11 protein-coding genes are annotated in these 17,892 nt (G+C 71.6%); 5 read left to right on the top strand and 6 right to left on the bottom strand.

Annotated features, from left to right (window positions below):
* Positions 1–26: 26 nt before the first annotated feature.
* Positions 27–1,457, bottom strand: coding sequence for a pyruvate kinase (gene pyk / locus ACFU7Z_RS17995; RefSeq protein ID WP_049651553.1), 1,431 nt, complete (start codon positions 1,455–1,457; stop codon positions 27–29).
* Between the two features lie 334 nt (positions 1,458–1,791).
* Between pyk and ACFU7Z_RS17990 the strand changes: the two genes are divergently transcribed.
* The 5 genes from ACFU7Z_RS17990 (at position 1,792) to ACFU7Z_RS17970 (ending at position 7,822) form a co-directional block, all read left to right on the top strand.
* Positions 1,792–2,880 carry a substrate-binding domain-containing protein gene (locus tag ACFU7Z_RS17990; protein ID WP_049651552.1) on the top strand — a complete coding sequence of 363 codons (1,089 nt, stop codon included), beginning with the start codon at positions 1,792–1,794 and terminating at the stop codon, positions 2,878–2,880.
* Complete coding sequence (locus tag ACFU7Z_RS17985; RefSeq protein ID WP_380778192.1) at positions 2,877–4,532, top strand: VWA domain-containing protein; 1,656 nt, start codon at positions 2,877–2,879, stop codon at positions 4,530–4,532. Before ACFU7Z_RS17990 ends, ACFU7Z_RS17985 begins: the two co-directional genes overlap by 4 nt.
* A complete protein-coding gene (locus ACFU7Z_RS17980; RefSeq protein ID WP_380778190.1) occupies positions 4,519–5,073 on the top strand; it encodes a hypothetical protein in 555 nt (184 codons plus the stop codon). Before ACFU7Z_RS17985 ends, ACFU7Z_RS17980 begins: the two co-directional genes overlap by 14 nt.
* Before the next feature lie 267 nt (positions 5,074–5,340).
* Positions 5,341–7,176: a bifunctional UDP-sugar hydrolase/5'-nucleotidase gene (locus tag ACFU7Z_RS17975; protein WP_074000958.1), complete on the top strand. Its 1,836-nt coding sequence runs from the start codon at positions 5,341–5,343 to the stop codon at positions 7,174–7,176.
* A gap of 76 nt (positions 7,177–7,252) precedes the next feature.
* Positions 7,253–7,822 carry a Uma2 family endonuclease gene (locus ACFU7Z_RS17970; protein WP_074000957.1) on the top strand — a complete coding sequence of 190 codons (570 nt, stop codon included), beginning with the start codon at positions 7,253–7,255 and terminating at the stop codon, positions 7,820–7,822.
* A gap of 55 nt (positions 7,823–7,877) precedes the next feature.
* Here the strand turns inward: ACFU7Z_RS17970 and ACFU7Z_RS17965 are convergent, their stop codons facing one another.
* From ACFU7Z_RS17965 to ACFU7Z_RS17945, 5 genes are all read right to left on the bottom strand, one after another.
* Entirely contained in the window at positions 7,878–9,335 is a 1,458-nt protein-coding gene (locus ACFU7Z_RS17965) for an aldehyde dehydrogenase family protein (protein WP_049651207.1), read from the bottom strand.
* A 50-nt stretch (positions 9,336–9,385) separates the two neighbouring features.
* Positions 9,386–10,252 (bottom strand): helix-turn-helix transcriptional regulator, encoded by an 867-nt coding sequence (locus ACFU7Z_RS17960; RefSeq protein ID WP_074000955.1) that lies wholly within the window; start codon positions 10,250–10,252, stop codon positions 9,386–9,388.
* A 324-nt stretch (positions 10,253–10,576) separates the two neighbouring features.
* Positions 10,577–12,037 (bottom strand): glutamate synthase subunit beta, encoded by a 1,461-nt coding sequence (locus ACFU7Z_RS17955; RefSeq protein WP_049651209.1) that lies wholly within the window; start codon positions 12,035–12,037, stop codon positions 10,577–10,579.
* Positions 12,030–16,631 (bottom strand): glutamate synthase large subunit, encoded by a 4,602-nt coding sequence (gltB, locus tag ACFU7Z_RS17950; protein ID WP_380778195.1) that lies wholly within the window; start codon positions 16,629–16,631, stop codon positions 12,030–12,032. Before gltB ends, ACFU7Z_RS17955 begins: the two co-directional genes overlap by 8 nt.
* Before the next feature lie 416 nt (positions 16,632–17,047).
* Entirely contained in the window at positions 17,048–17,773 is a 726-nt protein-coding gene (locus ACFU7Z_RS17945; RefSeq protein WP_107418648.1) for a VIT1/CCC1 transporter family protein, read from the bottom strand.
* Between the last annotated feature and the right edge of the window lie 119 nt (positions 17,774–17,892).

Here is a 17,892-nt window from a genome sequence, read left to right as displayed (position 1 = left end):
CCGCGGGGCCGCGCCGCCGAGGGGCCTCAGGCGTCCAACGTCCCCACGTGGTGGACGCGGACGAGGTTGGTGGAGCCGGCCAGGCCGGGGGGTGAGCCGGCGGTGATGACGACGATGTCGCCCTTCTGGCAGCGGCCGAGGGAGAGGAGGGCCGCGTCGACCTGTTCGACCATCTGGTCGGTGGTCGGGGCGAACGGGCCGAGGAAGGTCTCCACGCCCCAGGTGAGGGCGAGTTGGCTGCGTACGGCCGGTTCGTAGGTGAAGGCGAGGACGGGGATGGGCGAGCGGTAGCGGGTGAGCCGGCGGGCGGTGTCGCCGGACTGGGTGAAGGCGATCAGGTACTTGGCGTGCAGGAAGTCGCCGATCTCGGCGGCCGCGCGGGCGACGGCGCCGCCCTGGGTGCGCGGCTTGTTGCCGGTGGTGAGCGGCGGGAGGCCGGCGGCCAGGATGTCGTTCTCGGCGGCCTCGACGATCCGGGCCATGGTCTTGACCGTCTCGACGGGGTACTTGCCGACGGAGGTCTCGCCGGAGAGCATCACCGCGTCCGTCCCGTCGAGGACGGCGTTGGCGACGTCGGAGGCCTCGGCGCGGGTCGGCCGGGAGGTGTTGATCATCGAGTCGAGCATCTGGGTCGCGACGATGACCGGCTTGGCGTTGCGGCGGGCGAGCTTGATGGCGCGCTTCTGGACCAGCGGGACCTGTTCGAGGGGCATCTCCACGCCCAGGTCGCCGCGGGCCACCATGATCCCGTCGAAGGCGTCGACGACGGACTCCAGGTTGTCCACCGCCTGCGGCTTCTCGATCTTGGCGATGACCGGGACGTGCCGCCCCTCCTCCGCCATGATCCGGTGGACGTCCTCGATGTCCCGTCCGCTGCGGACGAACGAGAGCGCGATGAGGTCGGCCCCGGTCCGCAGTGCCCACCGCAGGTCGGCGACGTCCTTGTCGCTGAGTGCGGGGACGGAGACGGAGACGCCGGGGAGGTTGAGGCCCTTGTGGTCGGAGACCAGGCCGCCCTCGATGACGAGGCACCGTACGTGCGGCCCGTCGACGGCGACGACCTCCAGGGTGACCCGGCCGTCGTCGACCAGGATGCGCTCCCCGCGGCCGACGTCCCCGGCGAGCCCGGAGTAGGTGGTTCCGCAGCGGTCCTTGTCCCCCACGACGTCCTTGTCGGTGGAGATGGTGAACTCGTCGCCGCGTTCGAGAAGTACCGGCCCGTGGGCGAAGGTGTCGAGCCGGATCTTCGGGCCTTGAAGGTCGACGAGGACGCCGACGCTGCGGCCGGTCTCGTCGGCGGCCTTGCGGACGCGGCGGTAGCGTTCCTCGTGCTCGGCGTGCAGGCCGTGGCTGAGGTTCAGTCGGGCGATGTCCATCCCGGCGTCGACCAGGGATTTGATCTGGTCGTACGAGTCGGTGGCGGGCCCGAGGGTACAGACGATTTTTGCTCGGCGCATAGTGCTGAGACTAGGCATTACCGACGCGTAACCTCGACGCGGGTCCGGACTGCGGGATGACCGTTGCCGTAAGGCGAGTTGAACAATCTGACACATCCTCGGACCGCTGTGCGAGCACCCTTCCCCACGCCCCTCCCGCGCTCCCTCCGCACGCCTCCCGCGCCGCCCGCCGCCGCGATGTCGATGCGATTCCGTGAAGGCCTGTTCACCCCTGGTTCATCGCCGCTTCCGCCCCCGCTCCCCGCCCGGCGGGACGCTCGTCACCCCCGGGTCGCGGCCCGGGCGTCCGGGCCACCACCCGGACGAAGGAGCGGGCGAGGGGGAGGCGTTCGGTATGCGACGCGCACTGGGGGTGGTCGCGGCCCTGGTCCTGCTGGGCGGGGTCGGCTACGCGCTGATCGACCACAACGGACCGGACACCAAGACGGTCACCGTCACCGGCCTGATCGGCTCGGAGAAGCGCGCCTTCTTCGAGAACGACGAGGTCAAGGCCGAGTTGGCGAAGCAGGGTCTGCTGGTCCGGGCGGACTCGACCGGCTCCTGGACGATGAGCGACCAGGCGGCCAAGACCCCGGGGCTGGACTTCGCCTTCCCGGCGAGCGCGGCACCGGCCCGGGAGATCCAGCGCATCTGGAAGCTGCAGGACTCCCCGCTGGTGCCGTTCTACTCGCCGCTGGTGATCGTGGCCCACCCGTCGGTGGCCGAGGTCCTGCAGAACAACAAGCTGGCCGAGCTGGACCCCGTCAGCGGCGTCTGGACCTTCCGGATGGACGAGTACGTCAACGCCCTGAAGGGCGGCCGCAGATGGGAGGGCCTGTCCGGCGCCGACAAGCACCCCGAGCTGTCCGGCCAGCTCTTCGTGACCACCACCGACCCGGAAAGTTCGTCCTCCGGCGCGATGTACCTCGCGCTGCTCTCCTACGTCGCCAACAACCACCAGGTGGTGTCGGACGACGCCGGCGTCGCCGCCGTCAAGGACGTCCTGCACACCGCGAACGCGCTGCAGGGCATCCAGAAGAGCAGCAGCGACGAGCCGTTCCGGGACTTCGGCGCGGGGATCGGCAACCCGCTGATCTTCGCGTACGAGTCGCAGGCCGCCACCCTGGCGCTGCAGAACAAGCCGACCGGGGACATGGTGGTGCTGTACCCGGACACCACGGTCTACTCGGACCACACCCTCGTGGCCCACACCGACAGCGGCCGCAAGCTCGCCGACGTCCTCCAGAACGACGAGGTGCTGCGCAACCTGGAGGCCCGGTTCGGCCTGCGGCCGCAGGCCAAGCCGGAGGCCTTCGCGAACCTGATGCGGGAGAAGAAACCGACCTTCGCACCCGATCTGACCGCCGCCAGGATCAAGCAGGCGACCCTGCCCTCGCTGGACAACCTGCAGAAGCTGACCGCCGCGGCGAAGGGGACCAAGTGACCAACCCGACGAGGCGCCGCGGCTGGCTCACGGCCGCGCTGGCCGCCGTGCTCGCCGCGGCCACCGCCTGCACCTCCACCGGCGGCGGCGACCCCGCCCCGAAGCCCACCGACCCGCCCGCCGAGACGGCCCGCCCCGGGGTGCTGCGCGTCCTGGCCGGCAGTGAACTCCAGGACCTGGCACCGGTCCTGGAGGACGCCCGGAAGGCCACCGGGGTGACCGTGCAGTTCTCCTGGACGGGCACCCTGGACGGCGCGGACACCGTCGCCTCGGGCCGGGCCGACGGCAAGTACGACGCCGTGTGGTTCCCGTCCAACCAGTACCTGCGGCTCGATCCGGCCGGGAAGTCCAAGCTGGTCTCGGAGACCCCGGTGATGGTGTCGCCGGTGGCGATCGGCGTGCGCTCCTCGGCGCTCGGCGAACTCGGCTGGGGCGACGGCTCGAAGGTCACCTGGGCGCAGGTCGGCGCCGCGGCCTCGGCCGGCAAGCTGCCGTACGGGATGGCCGACCCGTCCCGCTCCAACTCGGGCTTCTCCACCCTCGTCGCGGTGGCTTCGGCCTTCTCCGGCGCGGGCGCGGCGCTGACCGACGCGGACGTGCAGAAGGCCGCCCCGCAGCTGAAGGAGTTCTTCAAGGGCCAGAAGCTGACCTCCGGTTCGTCCGGCTGGCTGGCGCAGGCGTACACCCGGGCCGAGTCGGGCGTGGTGGGCGCGCTGGTGAACTACGAGTCGGTGCTGCTGTCGCTGAACCGGACGCTGTCGCCGCAGCAGCAGCTGACCGTGGTGCGGCCGGTGGACGGCGTGGTGTCGGCGGACTACCCGCTCTCGCTGATGTCCTCCGCCGCGCAGGAGCAGCGCGACTCCTTCCAGCGGCTGACCGCGTACCTGCTCAAGGAGGACGTGCAGAAGCGCATCTCCGAGCTGACGCTGCGCCGCCCGGTGACGGCGGGCGCGGCCCCGGCCGCCGGGCTGCCCGCGGACCGCCGCCGGGAGCTGCCGTTCCCGGGCACCAGGGCGGTCGCGGACGGCCTGCTGGCCTCGTACCAGAACGAGCTGCGCCGCCCGTCCCGGACGGTGTACGTGCTGGACACCTCGGGCTCGATGGAGGGCTCGCGGATCGCCGCGCTGAAGAGCGCGCTGGGCCGGCTGACCGGGTCGGACGACACCCGCGGGGTGCGCCGCTTCCGGGACCGCGAGGAGATCACGCTGCTCTCCTTCGCCTCCGCGGTGAAGTGGACCAGGACCCACGTGGTGCCGGCCACCGGCGGCAGTCCGGGCCCGGAGGCGGAGCTGGCGTCGATCGACGCGGACGTGCAGTCGCTGGCCGCCTCCGGCGGGACGGCGGTGTACTCCTCGCTGGAGGAGGCGTACCGGGTGATCGAGCGCCAGCAGGCCGCGGCCGGCGACGACCGGTTCACCTCGATCGTGCTGATGACCGACGGGGAGAGCAACGCCGGTGCGACGGACGGCGACTTCAAGCGCTTCCACGACGCGCTGCCGGCCGGGGAGAAGGCGATCCCGGTGTTCCCGATCAGGTTCGGGGAGGCGGCGGTGAACCAGCTCCAGGGGATCGCGGACCTGAGCGGCGGCAAGCTGTTCGACGGGACGGGCTCGCTGGACGGGGTGTTCGAGGAGATCCGTGGCTACCAGTAACGGGTTCGGCCCCCGGGCGCTGCGCTACCTGGAGTCGGCCCGCAACCTGGTCGGCTGCGCGGGCGGCGCGGTCGGCCTGGGGCTGCACTTCGCCGGGCTGGGCGGGGTCTGGTGGCCGGGGGTCGTGGCGGGGCTGTACGGGGTGGGCGCGCTGCTGACGCCCGCCCCGAAGCCCCGGCCGCCGCTCCCGCCGCGGCCGGAGCCGCAGCCGCCCGAGGTCTCCGCCCCTCCGGCCCCCAAGCCGGAGCCGGTCCCCGCACCGGAGCCCGCCCCCGCGCCCGACCCGGAGCTGGTGGCGCTGGCCGCCTACCTGGACACCGTGCCGCTGCCGCCCTCCGCCGGGGTGGACGGCCTGCTGGCGGCGCTGCGCGCGGCCGGCCCGGGCCCGGTGGCGGAGCGGATCGTCCGGGACCGGCTGCCGGTCGCGGTGGCCGGCTACCTGCGGGCGCGGACCTGGCAGCCCTGGGCGGGGCCGGACGATCCGGACCCGGCGGTCCAGCTGGGCCGCGAGGTCGACCGGTTGGCGGGCGAGCTGGCCTGACCGGGCGTCGGCCGGCCCGCGCCGGCCACCCCGCACCTCCGTACCACTCCGCACCTCCGTACCACCCCACGTCTCCCCCACGCCCGTCACGAACGAGTCGCCAAGATCTCACCTCCTGGACAGGTCAGGGGGCTATTCAGCACCCCGGCTCGCACGGCACACTTCTACGCGCGTCCCTCTACGCGCGTCGACGCGTGCACGCACACTTTTGTTCACGAACACCAGTTGACGGTCCATCCGCCGTCGTCCCACTCGGGAGAGTCGTCCATGACCCTGAACCGCCGTGACTTCGTCACCCGGTCCGCCGCCACCGCCGCCGGCGCAGCCCTGGCCGGCGGTGCCGCCCTGGCCGCCGCCCCCTCCGCCGCGGCCGCCCAGCCGGACGCGGCGGCCGCCAAGGGCCAGCAGCGCAAGCCGCGCACGCAGGCCTTCACCGTCATGGGCACCACCGACCTGCACGGCCGGGTGCTCAACTGGGACTACTTCACCGACGCCGAGTACACCGACAAGGCCCACAACGCGGTCGGCCTCGCCAAGATCTCCACGCTGGCCAACCAGGTGCGCGAGGAGAAGGGCTGGGACCGCTGCCTGCTCATCGACTCCGGCGACACCATCCAGGGCACCCAGCTGTCCTACTACTACGCCCGGATCGAGTCGATCGACACCGAGGCCAACACCGTGCCGGACCACCCGATGGCCGTCGCCATGAACCTCATGGAGTACGACGCCGCCGCGCTCGGCAACCACGAGTTCAACTACGGCATCCCGCTCCTGAAGGCCTACGAGGAGCAGCTGGAGTTCCCGCTGCTGGGCGCCAACGCGCTGAACGCGAAGAACGAGAAGCCGGCCTTCAAGCCGTACGTGATCAAGGAGCTGCGCCTGGGCGGCGGCCGTCCGGTGCGGGTCGGCATCCTCGGCCTGACCAACCCGGGCATCGCGATCTGGGACAAGGCCAACGTCAGCGGCAAGATGGTCTTCCCGGGCATCGTGGAGACCGCCGCCACCTGGGTGCCGAAGATGAAGGCCGCGGGCGCGGACGTCATCGTGGTCTCGGCGCACTCCGGCTGCGACGAGGCGACCACCTGGGGCGACCAGCTGCCGTGGGCCGAGAACGTCTCGGTCGCGCTGGCGGAGACCGTCCCGGACATCGACGCGGTGCTGGTGGGCCACGCCCACAAGGAGGTCCCGCAGCGCCTGGTCGTCAACAAGAAGACCGGCCGCACGGTCGTCCTCTCCGAGCCGCTCTGCTACGGCCAGCGGCTGACCTGCTTCGACTTCGAGGTCGAGTTCACCGGCGGCGCCTGGAAGGTCGCCTCGGTCTCCTCCCGGCTGCTGAACTCCAACACCGTGCCGGAGAACCCGGAGATCACCGACGCGATCGCCGGGCAGCACAAGAAGGTCGTCGCGTACGTCAACCAGAACATCGGCACCAGCAAGATCGCGCTGTCGATCGCCGACGCCCCCTTCAAGGCCACCCCGATCATCGACCTGATCGGCCGGGTCCAGGCCGACGCCGTCAAGGCCGCGCTGGCGGGCGGGCAGTACGCCAACCTCCCGGTGCTGGCCCAGGCCGCCCCGTTCAACCGCACCGCCCTGATCCCGTCCGGCCAGGTGAAGCTGCGCGACGCCGCGGGCCTCTACATCTACGAGAACACCCTGGAGGCCCGCATCATGACGGGCGCCCAGCTCAAGGACTACCTGGAGTACTCGGTCAAGTACTACAACCAGCTCGCCCCGGGCGCCCCGGTCGACAAGGACAAGCTGACCGGCGCCGAGGCCACCCCGGACTACAACTACGACTCGCTCTACGGCCTGAGCTACGACATCGACATCGCCCAGCCGAAGGGCTCGCGGATCGTCAACCTGTCCTTCCAGGGCAAGCCGATCGACCCGGCCGCGGAGTTCGTCCTGGCCGTCAACAACTACCGTGCCAACGGCGGCGGCAACTTCCCGCACGTCGCCAAGGCCAAGATGGTCTGGTCGAACTCCGACGAGATCCGCAACACCATGATCGCCTGGGTGAAGGCCAAGGGCGTCATCGACCCCGCCGAGTTCTTCACCGACTCCTGGCGCCTGGTCCGCGCCGGCCAGCCGGTCTTCTGATCCGCACTCCCCGAGCGAAAGGCCGTCGCCCCGTCCGGCGACGGCCTTTCGGCCTGTCCGGTGGAAGAATGGCGCCATGAGCGAGTTCCAGATCCCCGAGCGCCACGCGAGGCTGCTGGCCTACGCGGAGAGCCTGACGCCTCCGGCCGGGTGGAAGATCGAGATCTCCGGCGACGAGATCATCATGATGGCCGGCCCCTCGGTGATCCACCAGCGCAACCTGCTGCTCGTCCGCGAGCAGTTCGACGCCCACCGCCCCGCCGGAACGATGCCGAGCGAGAACACCGACCTCGCCTCCCCGAACGTCGGCAAGCTCCGCAACCCCGACCTGACCTACATCCCCCTCTCGGCGCTGGAGGAGGGCGGGAACCAGGTCCCCGCCGAGCAGGCGGCCATCGCGGTGGAGATCGTCTCCCCGTCGAACCCGGAGAACGACCTGGTCGGCAAGGTCCGCGACTACCCGCTCATGGCCATCCCGCTGTACCTGCTGATCGACCCGCGCGAGGGCGACCTGACGCTCTACGCCGAGCCGTCCGACAGCGGCTACCGCTGGCGCTGGAACGGCAAGTTCGGCGACCCGGTCCCGCTCCCGGCCCCCTTCGGCTTCGAGCTCGCCACCGACGCCCTGCTCCGCTACCCCGCCTGACGCCACGGGCCTCCCGGCGGCAGCCGCCGGGAGGCCCTCGCGTCCGAACCGCGGGTCAGAAGGGGAAGACCGCGCGCTCGTGCTGGACGGATATCCACTTCAGGGTGGTGAAGGCGTCCACCGTGGACTCGCCGTTGAGGCGGCCGACGCCGGAGTTCTTCTCGCCGCCGAAGGGCACGCCCGGCTCGTCGGCGATGGTGCCGCCGTTGACGTGGATCATGCCGGTCTCGATCCGCTGGGCGAGCTTCACGCCGCGCTCGGTGTTCCCGGTGTGCACCGCGCCGCTGAGTCCGAAGGGCGTGGCGTTGGCGAGCCGGACGGCCTCGTCCTCGCCGTCGAAGGGCACCAGCAGGACGACCGGGCCGAAGAGTTCGGTCCGTAGGATCGGCGCGTCCTCGGCGAGGCCGGTGAGGACCACCGGCTCCATCAGGCTGCCGACCGTGTCGCCGCGCAGCAGCGCGGTGGCGCCGGCCGCGACGGCCTGGTCGACCTGGGCGCGCAGGCCGTCGGCCTGGACGGGGTTGATCAGCGGGCCGATGTGGGTGGCCGGGTCCCGCGGGTCGCCGACGGTGAGCGAGGCGACCTTGGCGACGAACTTCTCGGTGAACTCGGCCTCGACGGACCGGTCCACCAGCACCCGGTTGGCGGCCATGCAGACCTGCCCCTGGTGGACGAAGCGGCTGAACACCGCGGCGTCCACGGCGTGGTCCACGTCGGCGTCGTCCAGGACGATCAGCGCGCTGTTGCCGCCGAGTTCCAGGACGGTGCGCTTGAAGTGCCCGGCGGCGACGGTGGCGACGTGCCGGCCGACCTTGTCGGAGCCGGTGAAGGAGATCACCTTGGGCACCGGGTGCTCCAGGAAGCTGTCGCCGATCTCGGCGATGTCGGTGATCACCACGTTCAGCAGGCCGGGCGGGAGCCCCGCGTCCTCGAAGAGCTTGGCGATCAGCCCGCCGCCGACCACCGGGGTCTCCTGGTGCGGCTTGAGGACGACGCCGTTGCCGAGCGCGAGCGCCGGGGCGACGGCCTTGAGCGCCAGGAACAGCGGGAAGTTGAACGGGCTGATCACGCCGACCACGCCGACCGGCAGCCGGTAGAGGCGGTTCTCCCGGCCCTGGGCGGGCGAGGTCAGCAGCCGGCCCTCGGGGGCCACCGACAGGTGCAGGCACTCCCGCAGCACGTCCTTGACCAGCGACAGTTCGAAGCCCGCCTTCAGCGCGGTGCCGCCGAGTTCCGCCATGACCGCCTGGACGATCTCCGGCTCGCGCTCCTCCAGCAGCCGCAGCGCGCGCTCGAAGACCAGCCGCCGCTGGTAGGGGTTGGTGGCGGCCCACTGCTTCTGGGCGCGCTCGGCGGCGCGGTAGGCCAGGTCGACCTCGGCGACGGTGGCGACGGTGATGGTGGCGAGCTTGTCGCCGGTGTAGGGGTCGACGTCGACGATGTCCCAGGAGCCGCTGCCGCTGCGCCACTCACCATCGATGTACTGCAGGGCCAACTCGGAGAAGTACGACATCTGATCCCTCTCATGCACCCGACCTGATGGGGGATCATCGTACTGACGTCTTACAGTTCCTGGCGCACGGAATGGAGCAGGTCGCGGGTCAGTGCCGGGCTCAGGCTGTCGGCGACCAGGTCGTCCATCGCGTGCCGGTACTCGGCCACCTCGGCGGGCTTGTCGAGGTAGAGCGCGGTGGTGAACTGCTCCAGGTACACCACGTCCGACAGTTCGGCCTCGGCGAAGCCCAGGACGGTGAACGCGCCGCTCTCGGCGCTCAGCCCGGCGTTGCCCAGCGGCAGCACCTGGAGCCGGACGTTGGGCAGTTCGCTCAGCTCCAGCAGCCGGTCCAGCTGGCCGCGCATCAGCTCCGCGCCGCCCCAGGGCCGGCGCAGCGCGGCCTCGTCCAGTACCGCGACCAGCCGCGGCGCCCGCTCGCCGGTCAGCACCGCCTGCCGCTTGAGCCGTACGTCGACCCGGCGCTCGATCTCCTCCGGCCCGGTGGTGTGGCAGCCGGCGGTGACCACGGCCCGGGCGTAGTCGGCGGTCTGGAGCAGCCCGTGGACGAACTGGACCTCGTAGCTGCGGATCTCGGCCGCGGCCTCCTCCAGTCCCAGGTAGTTCTGGAACCAGCCGGGCAGGACGTCCCCGTACTCGTGCCACCAGGAGCTGGCGTTGGCGTCGCGCAGCAGTCCGAGGACGGTGGCCCGCTCCTGTTCGACCTCGACCCCGTACAGGGTGAGCAGGTCGGCGACGTCGCGTTCCTTGAAGCCGACCCGGCCGAGCTCCATGCGGCTGATCTTGGACTCGGAGGCCCGGATCGAGTACCCGGCCTCCTCCCGGCTGACGCCTCTGGCCTCGCGGAGCTTGCGCAGCTGGGTACCGAGCAGCAGGCGCCGTACCGTGGCGCCCCCGCCTGCCTGAGTCGTGCCCATCGACGTCATCCTCCGCGCTCGCCCAGCCCCCCGGCCGTCGGCCGCAGTCTGCCACCTGGCACCGACGAACAACAGCCCACTGTCCCGGAACCCGCCGGGCGCCGAACAACTCCGGCCGTTTGTCCGAGAGTTGCCGCGGCCCGGGGAGGGGTCAGGGGCCGCCGCGGGGGTACGCGACGGCGCCCGCCCTCCAACTGGTCGGGGAAGAGGGCAGGCGCCAGGAGACCGCGTTGGCCCGGCGACTCTGACGGGGGCAGCGGGTTGAGCTCCCGGCGATGCGGCGCCGGGGGTTCGGGGTGGGCCGGTCGGAGCGTCCGGGGCCCGTCAGACCACCAGGGGGCGGTCGGTGGGCCGGATCGGCGCGGGAAGCGGGGTCTTGCCGCCGAGGTACTTGTCCACCGCCGCGGCGGCCGAGCGGCCTTCCGCGATGGCCCAGACGATCAGCGACTGGCCACGGCCGGCGTCTCCGCAGACGTACACGCCATCGACATTGGTGGCGAACCGGCCATCGCGGGCAATGTTACCGCGCGCGTCGAGGTCCGCTCCCAGCTGCTCGACCAGCCCGTTGCGCACGTCCGTCCCGGTGAAGCCCATGGCCAGGGTGACCAGCTGGGCCGGGATGGCCCGCTCGGTGCCGGGGACCTGCTCGAACCGGCCGTCCCTGAACTCGACCTCGACGAGGTGCAGCTCCTGGACGTTGCCGTCCTCGTCGCCGCTGAAGTGGGTGGTGCTGACCGAGTAGATCCGCTCGCCGCCCTCCTCGTGCGCGGAGGTGACCTTGTACGTCATCGGCATGGTCGGCCACGGCTGGTGCCCGGGCCGGTCCTCGCCGGGCCGCGGCATGATCTCCAGCTGGGTGACGGAGGCCGCCCCCTGCCGGTGGGCGGTGCCGACGCAGTCCGCGCCGGTGTCGCCGCCGCCGATCACGACCACGTGCTTGCCCTTGGCGCTGATCGGGGACTCCACGAAGTCGCCCTCCTGCACCTTGTTGGCCAGCGGCAGGTACTCCATGGCCTGGTGGACGCCCTTGAGCTCGCGCCCGGGCACCGGCAGGTCGCGGGCGGTGGTGGCGCCGGCCGCGACGACCACGGCGTCGAAGCGCTCGCGCAGCTGCTGCCCGGTGATGTCCTCGCCGACGTGCACGCCGGTGCGGAACCGGGTGCCCTCCGCCCGCATCTGCTCGATGCGGCGGTTGATGTGGCGCTTCTCCATCTTGAACTCGGGGATGCCGTAGCGCAGCAGTCCGCCGATCCGGTCGGCCCGCTCGTACACGACGACGGTGTGCCCGGCGCGGGTGAGCTGCTGGGCGGCGGCGAGGCCGGCCGGGCCGGAGCCGACGACGGCGACGGTCTTGCCGGAGAGCCGCTCCGGGACCTGCGGGGTGACCCCGCCGCGGTCCCAGGCCTTGTCGATGATGGTGACCTCGACGTTCTTGATGGTCACCGCGTCCTGGTTGATGCCGAGGACGCACGCGGACTCGCACGGGGCCGGGCACAGGCGGCCGGTGAACTCCGGGAAGTTGTTGGTGGCGTGCAGCCGCTCGATCGCGCCGACGAAGTCGTCCCGGTAGGCCAGGTCGTTCCACTCGGGGATGAGGTTCCCGAGCGGGCAGCCGTTGTGGCAGAACGGGATGCCGCAGTCCATGCAGCGGCCGGCCTGCTTGGTGATGATCGGCAGGAGGCTGCGCTCGACGTAGACCTCGTTCCAGTCCCGCAGACGGACGTCCACGGGGCGGCGCTCGGCCAGCTGCTTGGGCGTGGTCAGGAAGCCCTTGGGGTCAGCCATTAGCCGCCTCCATCATCTTGCGAGTGGTCTCGGCCTCGGAGAGGCCATCGCGCTCAGCGGCGTCCTTGGCGGCGAGCACTGCCTTGTAGTCGGTCGGCATGATCTTGGAGAAGCGGGAGACCCCGCTGCCCCAGTCCGCCAGGAGTTCGGCGGCGACGGTGGAGCCGGTCTCCTCGTAGTGCTGCTGCACGGTCTCGCGCAGCCAGTCGCGGTCGGTGGCGGTGGGGGCCTCGATGCCCACCATGCCGTCGTTGACGTTCGCGGGGCGCAGGTCCAGGACGTACGCGATGCCGCCGGACATGCCCGCCGCGAGGTTGCGCCCGGTCTCGCCGAGGACGACGACCCGGCCGCCGGTCATGTACTCCAGGCCGTGGTCGCCGACGCCCTCGACCACCAGGGTGGCCCCGGAGTTGCGGACGGCGAAGCGCTCGCCGGCCTTGCCGCGCAGGTGGACGCGGCCCGCGGTGGCACCGTAGCCGATGGTGTTGCCGGCGATGACGTGGTTCTGCGCGTCGTTGCCGATGGCGGCCGCCTCGCGGGCCGGGCGGACGATCACCACGCCGCCGGAGAGGCCCTTGCCGACGTAGTCGTTGGCGTCGCCCTCCAGCCGCAGGGTCACGCCGCGCGGCAGGAACGCGCCGAAGGACTGCCCGGCGGAGCCGGTGAAGGTGACGTCGATGGTCCCCTCCGGCAGGCCCTCGCCCCGGTACCGCTTGGTCACCTCGTGGCCGAGCATGGTGCCGACGGTGCGGTTGACGTTGCGGATCGGCAGCTGGATCCGGACGGTCTCGCCGCGCTCCAGCGCGTCCTCGGCGAGGGCGATCAGCTGGTTGTCCAGGGCCTTGTCCAGCGCGTGGTCCTGGGTGGTGGTGCGGTGGCGGGCGGCCCCCTCGGGCAGCGCCGGCACGTGGAACAGCGGGGCGAGGTCCAGCCCGGCGGCCTTCCAGTGGTCGATCGCGGCCCGGGCGTCGATGTGCTCGGCGCGGCCGACGGCCTCCTCGATCGAGCGGAAGCCCAGCGAGGCCAGGATCTCCCGGACCTCCTCGGCGATGAACTCGAAGAAGTTGACCACGAACTCGGGCTTGCCGGAGAACCGCTCGCGCAGCACCGGGTTCTGGGTGGCGACGCCGACCGGGCAGGTGTCCAGGTGGCAGACGCGCATCATGATGCAGCCGGAGACCACCAGCGGGGCGGTCGCGAAGCCGAACTCCTCGGCGCCGAGCAGCGCGGCGATGACCACGTCGCGGCCGGTCTTCAGCTGGCCGTCGGTCTGGACGACGATGCGGTCGCGCAGCCCGTTCAGCAGCAGGGTCTGCTGGGTCTCGGCGAGGCCGAGCTCCCAGGGGCCGCCCGCGTGCTTCAGCGAGGTGAGCGGCGAGGCGCCCGTCCCGCCGTCGTGTCCGGAGACCAGGACGACGTCGGCGTGCGCCTTGGACACGCCGGCCGCGACCGTGCCGACGCCGACCTCGGAGACCAGCTTCACGTGGATGCGGGCCGCCGGGTTGGCGTTCTTGAGGTCGTGGATCAGCTGCGCCAGGTCCTCGATCGAGTAGATGTCGTGGTGCGGCGGCGGCGAGATCAGGCCGACGCCCGGGGTGGAGTGCCGGGTCCTGGCGACCCACGGGTAGACCTTGTGGCCGGGCAGCTGGCCGCCCTCCCCGGGCTTGGCGCCCTGGGCCATCTTGATCTGGATGTCGTCGGCGTTGACGAGGTACTCGGAGGTGACGCCGAACCGGCCGGAGGCGACCTGCTTGATCGCCGAGCGGCGCTCCGGGTCGTACAGGCGGTCCGGGTCCTCGCCGCCCTCGCCGGTGTTGGACTTGCCGCCGAGGCGGTTCATCGCGATGGCCAGGGTCTCGTGCGCCTCGCGGGAGATCGAGCCGTACGACATGGCGCCGGTGGAGAAGCGCCGGACGATCGCGGAGACCGGCTCGACCTCCTCGACCGGGATCGGCTCCCGCTCCAGGCCGTTCAGCCGGAACAGGCCGCGCAGCGTCATCAGCCGCTCGGACTGCTCGTTCACCCGGTCCGTGTACTGCTTGAAGATGTCGTACCGGCGGTTGCGGGTGGCGTGCTGGAGGCGGAAGACGGTGTCCGGGTCGAACAGGTGCGGCTCGCCCTCGCGGCGCCACTGGTACTCGCCGCCGATCTCCAGCGCGCGGTGCGCGGCCGGGATGCCGGAGGCCGGGTACGCCTTGGCGTGCCGGGCGGCGGTCTCGCGGGCGATCTCCTCCAGGCCGATGCCGCCGAGCTTGGTGGTGGTGCCGGAGAAGTAGCCGTCGACGAGGCCCTGGGAGAGGCCGATGGCCTCGAAGACCTGGGCGCCGCGGTAGGAGGCGACGGTCGAGATGCCCATCTTGGACATGACCTTGAGCACGCCCTTGCCGAGCGCCTTGATCAGGTTGCGGATCGCCTTCTCGGGCTCGACGCCCTCGATGAACACGCCCTGGGCGACCAGGTCCTCGACGGACTCCATCGCCAGGTACGGGTTGACCGCCCCGGCGCCGTAGCCGATCAGCAGCGCGACGTGGTGCACCTCGCGGACGTCGCCCGCCTCGACCAGCAGCGACACCCGGGTGCGCTGCTTGGTGCGGATCAGGTGGTGGTGCACGGCCGAGGTGAGCAGCAGCGAGGGGATCGGCGCGTGCTCGGCGTCGGAGTGCCGGTCGGAGAGCACGACGATCCGGGCGCCGTCGGCGATCGCCGCGTCGGCCTCGGCGGCGATCTCGGCGAGCCGGGAGGCCAGGCCCTCGCCGCCGGAGGCGACCTTGTAGAGGCCGGAGAGCGTGACGGCCTTCAGGCCGGGCTGGTCGCCGTCGGCGTTGATGTGGACGAGCTTGGCGAGCTCGTCGTTGTCGATCACGGGGAAGGTGATCCCGACCGAGCGGCAGGACGCGGCCTCGGCGGCCAGCAGGTTGCCCTCCGGGCCGAGGTTGGACAGCAGCGAGGTGACGAGCTCCTCGCGGATGGCGTCCAGCGGCGGGTTGGTGACCTGCGCGAAGAGCTGCACGAAGTAGTCGAACAGCAGGCGCGGCTTCTCGCTCAGCGCGGCGATCGGCGAGTCGGTGCCCATCGAGCCGAGCGCCTCGGCGCCGGTGCGCGCCATCGGCGCGAGGATGACCCGCAGCTCCTCCTCGGTGTAGCCGAAGGTCTGCTGGCGGCGGGTGACGGAGGCGTGGGTGTGGAAGATGTGCTCGCGCTCGGGCAGCTTGGCGAGCTGGATCTGCCCGCCGTCGACCCACTCCTGGTAGGGGTGCTCGGCGGCGAGGGCGGACTTGACCTCCTCGTCCGGGACGATCCGGCCCTCGGCGGTGTCCACCAGGAACATCCGGCCGGGCTGGAGGCGGCCCTTCCGGACGACCTTCTCCTGCTCGATGTCGAGGACGCCGACCTCGGAGGAGAGGACGACCAGACCGTCCTCGGTGATCCAGTACCGGGCCGGGCGCAGGCCGTTGCGGTCGAGCACGGCGCCGATCTGGTTGCCGTCGGTGAAGGTGACGCAGGCCGGGCCGTCCCAGGGCTCCATCAGGTTGGAGTGGTACTGGTAGAAGGCGCGGCGGTCCGGGCTCATGGTGGCGTGGTTCTCCCACGCCTCCGGGATCATCATCAGCACCGAGTGCGGCAGCGAGCGGCCGCCGAGATGGAGCAGCTCCAGGACCTCGTCGAAGGAGGCGGAGTCGGAGTGCTCCGGCGTGCAGATCGGGAAGATCCGCTCCAGGCCCTGGCCCTTGCTGTTGGCGGGGATGAGGTCGGTCGCGAGCTGCGACTCCCGGGCGTGCATCCAGTTGCGGTTGCCCTTGACCGTGTTGATCTCGCCGTTGTGCGCGACGAAGCGGTACGGGTGGGCGAGCGGCCAGCTCGGGAAGGTGTTGGTGGAGAACCGCGAGTGCACCAGGCCGATCGCGGACGCGTAGCCGCGGTCCGACAGGTCGGGGAAGAAGGGCTCCAGCTGGCCGGTGGTCAGCATGCCCTTGTAGACGATGGTGCGCGCGGACAGCGACGGGAAGTACACCCCGGCCTCGCGCTCGGCCCGCTTGCGGACCACGAAGGCGGTCCGGTCGAGCTCGATGCCGGCCGTGCCGTCCTTCGCCAGGAAGAGCTGCCGGAACCGCGGCATCACGCTGCGCGCGGTGGCGCCGAGCAGGTCCGGGGTGACGGGGACGTCGCGCCAGCCGAGGACGGTCGTGCCCTCCTCGGCGGCGATGGCCTCGATCCGCGCGACGGCGGCGGCGTCCTTCTCGTCGTCCTCGGGGAGGAAGGCGATGCCGACGGCGTAGGAGCCGGCCGCCGGGAGCTCGAAGGGGACCTTCCCGCGCAGGAAGGCGTCCGGGACCTGGGTCAGGATGCCGGCGCCGTCGCCGGAGTCCGGCTCGGCGCCGGTGGCGCCGCGGTGCTCCAGGTTGCGCAGGACGTTCAGCGCCTGCTCGACGATGGTGTGGTCGGCGATGCCCGTCAGCGTGGCGACGAAACCGACGCCACAGGCGTCGTGCTCGTTCCGCGGGTCGTACAGGCCCTGGGCAGCAGGTCGCGCATCCGGCACGAGCGCGTACGGCTGGCGGGCGGCGCCGGCCTGGGGCTCGTTGGCGGAGTGCATGGATGCAGACAGCATCGGCTCTCCCGTCGTCGTCTTTCGGCAAGGTGGTGCAAGGAGGGACGACGTTGGCCCTGATGCGATGGTGCGGTGTCGTGCGAGTTACATGATGCCCACGATCCCGAGAAGCGGAATATCCCGTCCACATGGCGGGACGGTGCGCAGGTCGGGGGGCGTGTGAGAGGACGTGCCACAGTGCACGTCCCGACGATTGTGCCCAACCGTCCACCGCCTGAAACAGGGGCGAAACCGGGCCGCCACAGAAGCCGATCATGGACGCCTGGGAATCCATCCCGGGAGCCCGTCCGCGGATGCGAATCCGCGGCTCGGAGGCCCGAATGCTGAGACACTGCCAGGCGCCGCCCGAGGCCCATGTGTGAAACGTCACCCACTCACCAGCATAACCATGCACTCCATGGTCACCCCAGATGGCCGCCGATCAGCCACCCGAGCAGGTAGGTCACCCCGGCCGCCGCACCGCCCAGCACCAGCTGCCGCAGCCCGCTGAACCACCAGCTGCGCGCCGTCACCCGGGCCACCACCGCGCCGCACAGGAACAGCCCGGCCCCCGCCAGCAGCATCGCCGGCAGCAGCGCGGTCGCCCCCAGCAGGTACGGCAGCAGCGGCAGCAGCGCACCGAGCGCGAAGCACAGGAACGACGAGCCGGCCGCCACCAGTGGCGAGGGCAGGTCGGTCGGGTCGACGCCCAGCTCCTCCCGGGCGTGCACCTCCAGGGCCAGCTCCGGGTCCGCGGACAGCTGCCTGGCCACCTCGTGGGCCAGCTCCGGGTCCACCCCGCGCGAGACGTACAGCTGGGCCAGCTCGGCCAGCTCCCCGTGCGGGTTGCGGCTCAGCTCCAGCCGCTCGGCCTCGATCTCGGCCTGCACCAGCTCCCGCTGCGAGGCCACCGAGGTGTACTCCCCCGCCGCCATTGAGCAGGCACCGGCCGCCAGGCCCGCCAGCCCGGTCAGGATCACCGTCCCGTTGGACGCCGCCCCGCCGACCACGCCGGTCATCAGCGCGAAGTTGGACACCAGCCCGTCCACCGCGCCGAACACGGCCGGCCGCAGCCAGCCGCCGTTGACGTCCCGGTGGTGGTCCGCCGCGGGTATCCGGGGCTGGTGCCCGGCGTCGGCCTCCATCATGGTCGCACTCATCGTCGTTCCCCTCCGTCGTCGTTCGTCAGCCCTGAACGTAGCCCGTCTGACCTGGGCATTTCCAGCAAAGTAAGGCTGTCCGAACACCACTGAGGCCACCCTTCGCG

Origin of the sequence: Kitasatospora sp. NPDC057518 (assembly GCF_042802075.1) — a bacterium.
Taxonomy (GTDB): Bacteria; Actinomycetota; Actinomycetes; order Streptomycetales; family Streptomycetaceae; genus Kitasatospora.
This window is presented reverse-complemented; position numbering and strand designations above follow the sequence as displayed.

What these genes read in the sequence shown, in the direction of transcription:
- pyk (WP_049651553.1), bottom strand. Translation starts at nt 1,457, where the DNA reads ATGCGCCGAGCAAAAATCGTCTGTACCCTCGGGCCCGCCACCGACTCG.
- ACFU7Z_RS17990 (WP_049651552.1), top strand. Translation starts at nt 1,792, where the DNA reads ATGCGACGCGCACTGGGGGTGGTCGCGGCCCTGGTCCTGCTGGGCGGG.
- ACFU7Z_RS17975 (WP_074000958.1), top strand. Translation starts at nt 5,341, where the DNA reads ATGACCCTGAACCGCCGTGACTTCGTCACCCGGTCCGCCGCCACCGCC.
- ACFU7Z_RS17970 (WP_074000957.1), top strand. Translation starts at nt 7,253, where the DNA reads ATGAGCGAGTTCCAGATCCCCGAGCGCCACGCGAGGCTGCTGGCCTAC.
- ACFU7Z_RS17965 (WP_049651207.1), bottom strand. Translation starts at nt 9,335, where the DNA reads ATGTCGTACTTCTCCGAGTTGGCCCTGCAGTACATCGATGGTGAGTGG.
- ACFU7Z_RS17960 (WP_074000955.1), bottom strand. Translation starts at nt 10,252, where the DNA reads ATGGGCACGACTCAGGCAGGCGGGGGCGCCACGGTACGGCGCCTGCTG.
- ACFU7Z_RS17955 (WP_049651209.1), bottom strand. Translation starts at nt 12,037, where the DNA reads ATGGCTGACCCCAAGGGCTTCCTGACCACGCCCAAGCAGCTGGCCGAG.
- gltB (WP_380778195.1), bottom strand. Translation starts at nt 16,631, where the DNA reads ATGCACTCCGCCAACGAGCCCCAGGCCGGCGCCGCCCGCCAGCCGTAC.
- ACFU7Z_RS17945 (WP_107418648.1), bottom strand. Translation starts at nt 17,773, where the DNA reads ATGATGGAGGCCGACGCCGGGCACCAGCCCCGGATACCCGCGGCGGAC.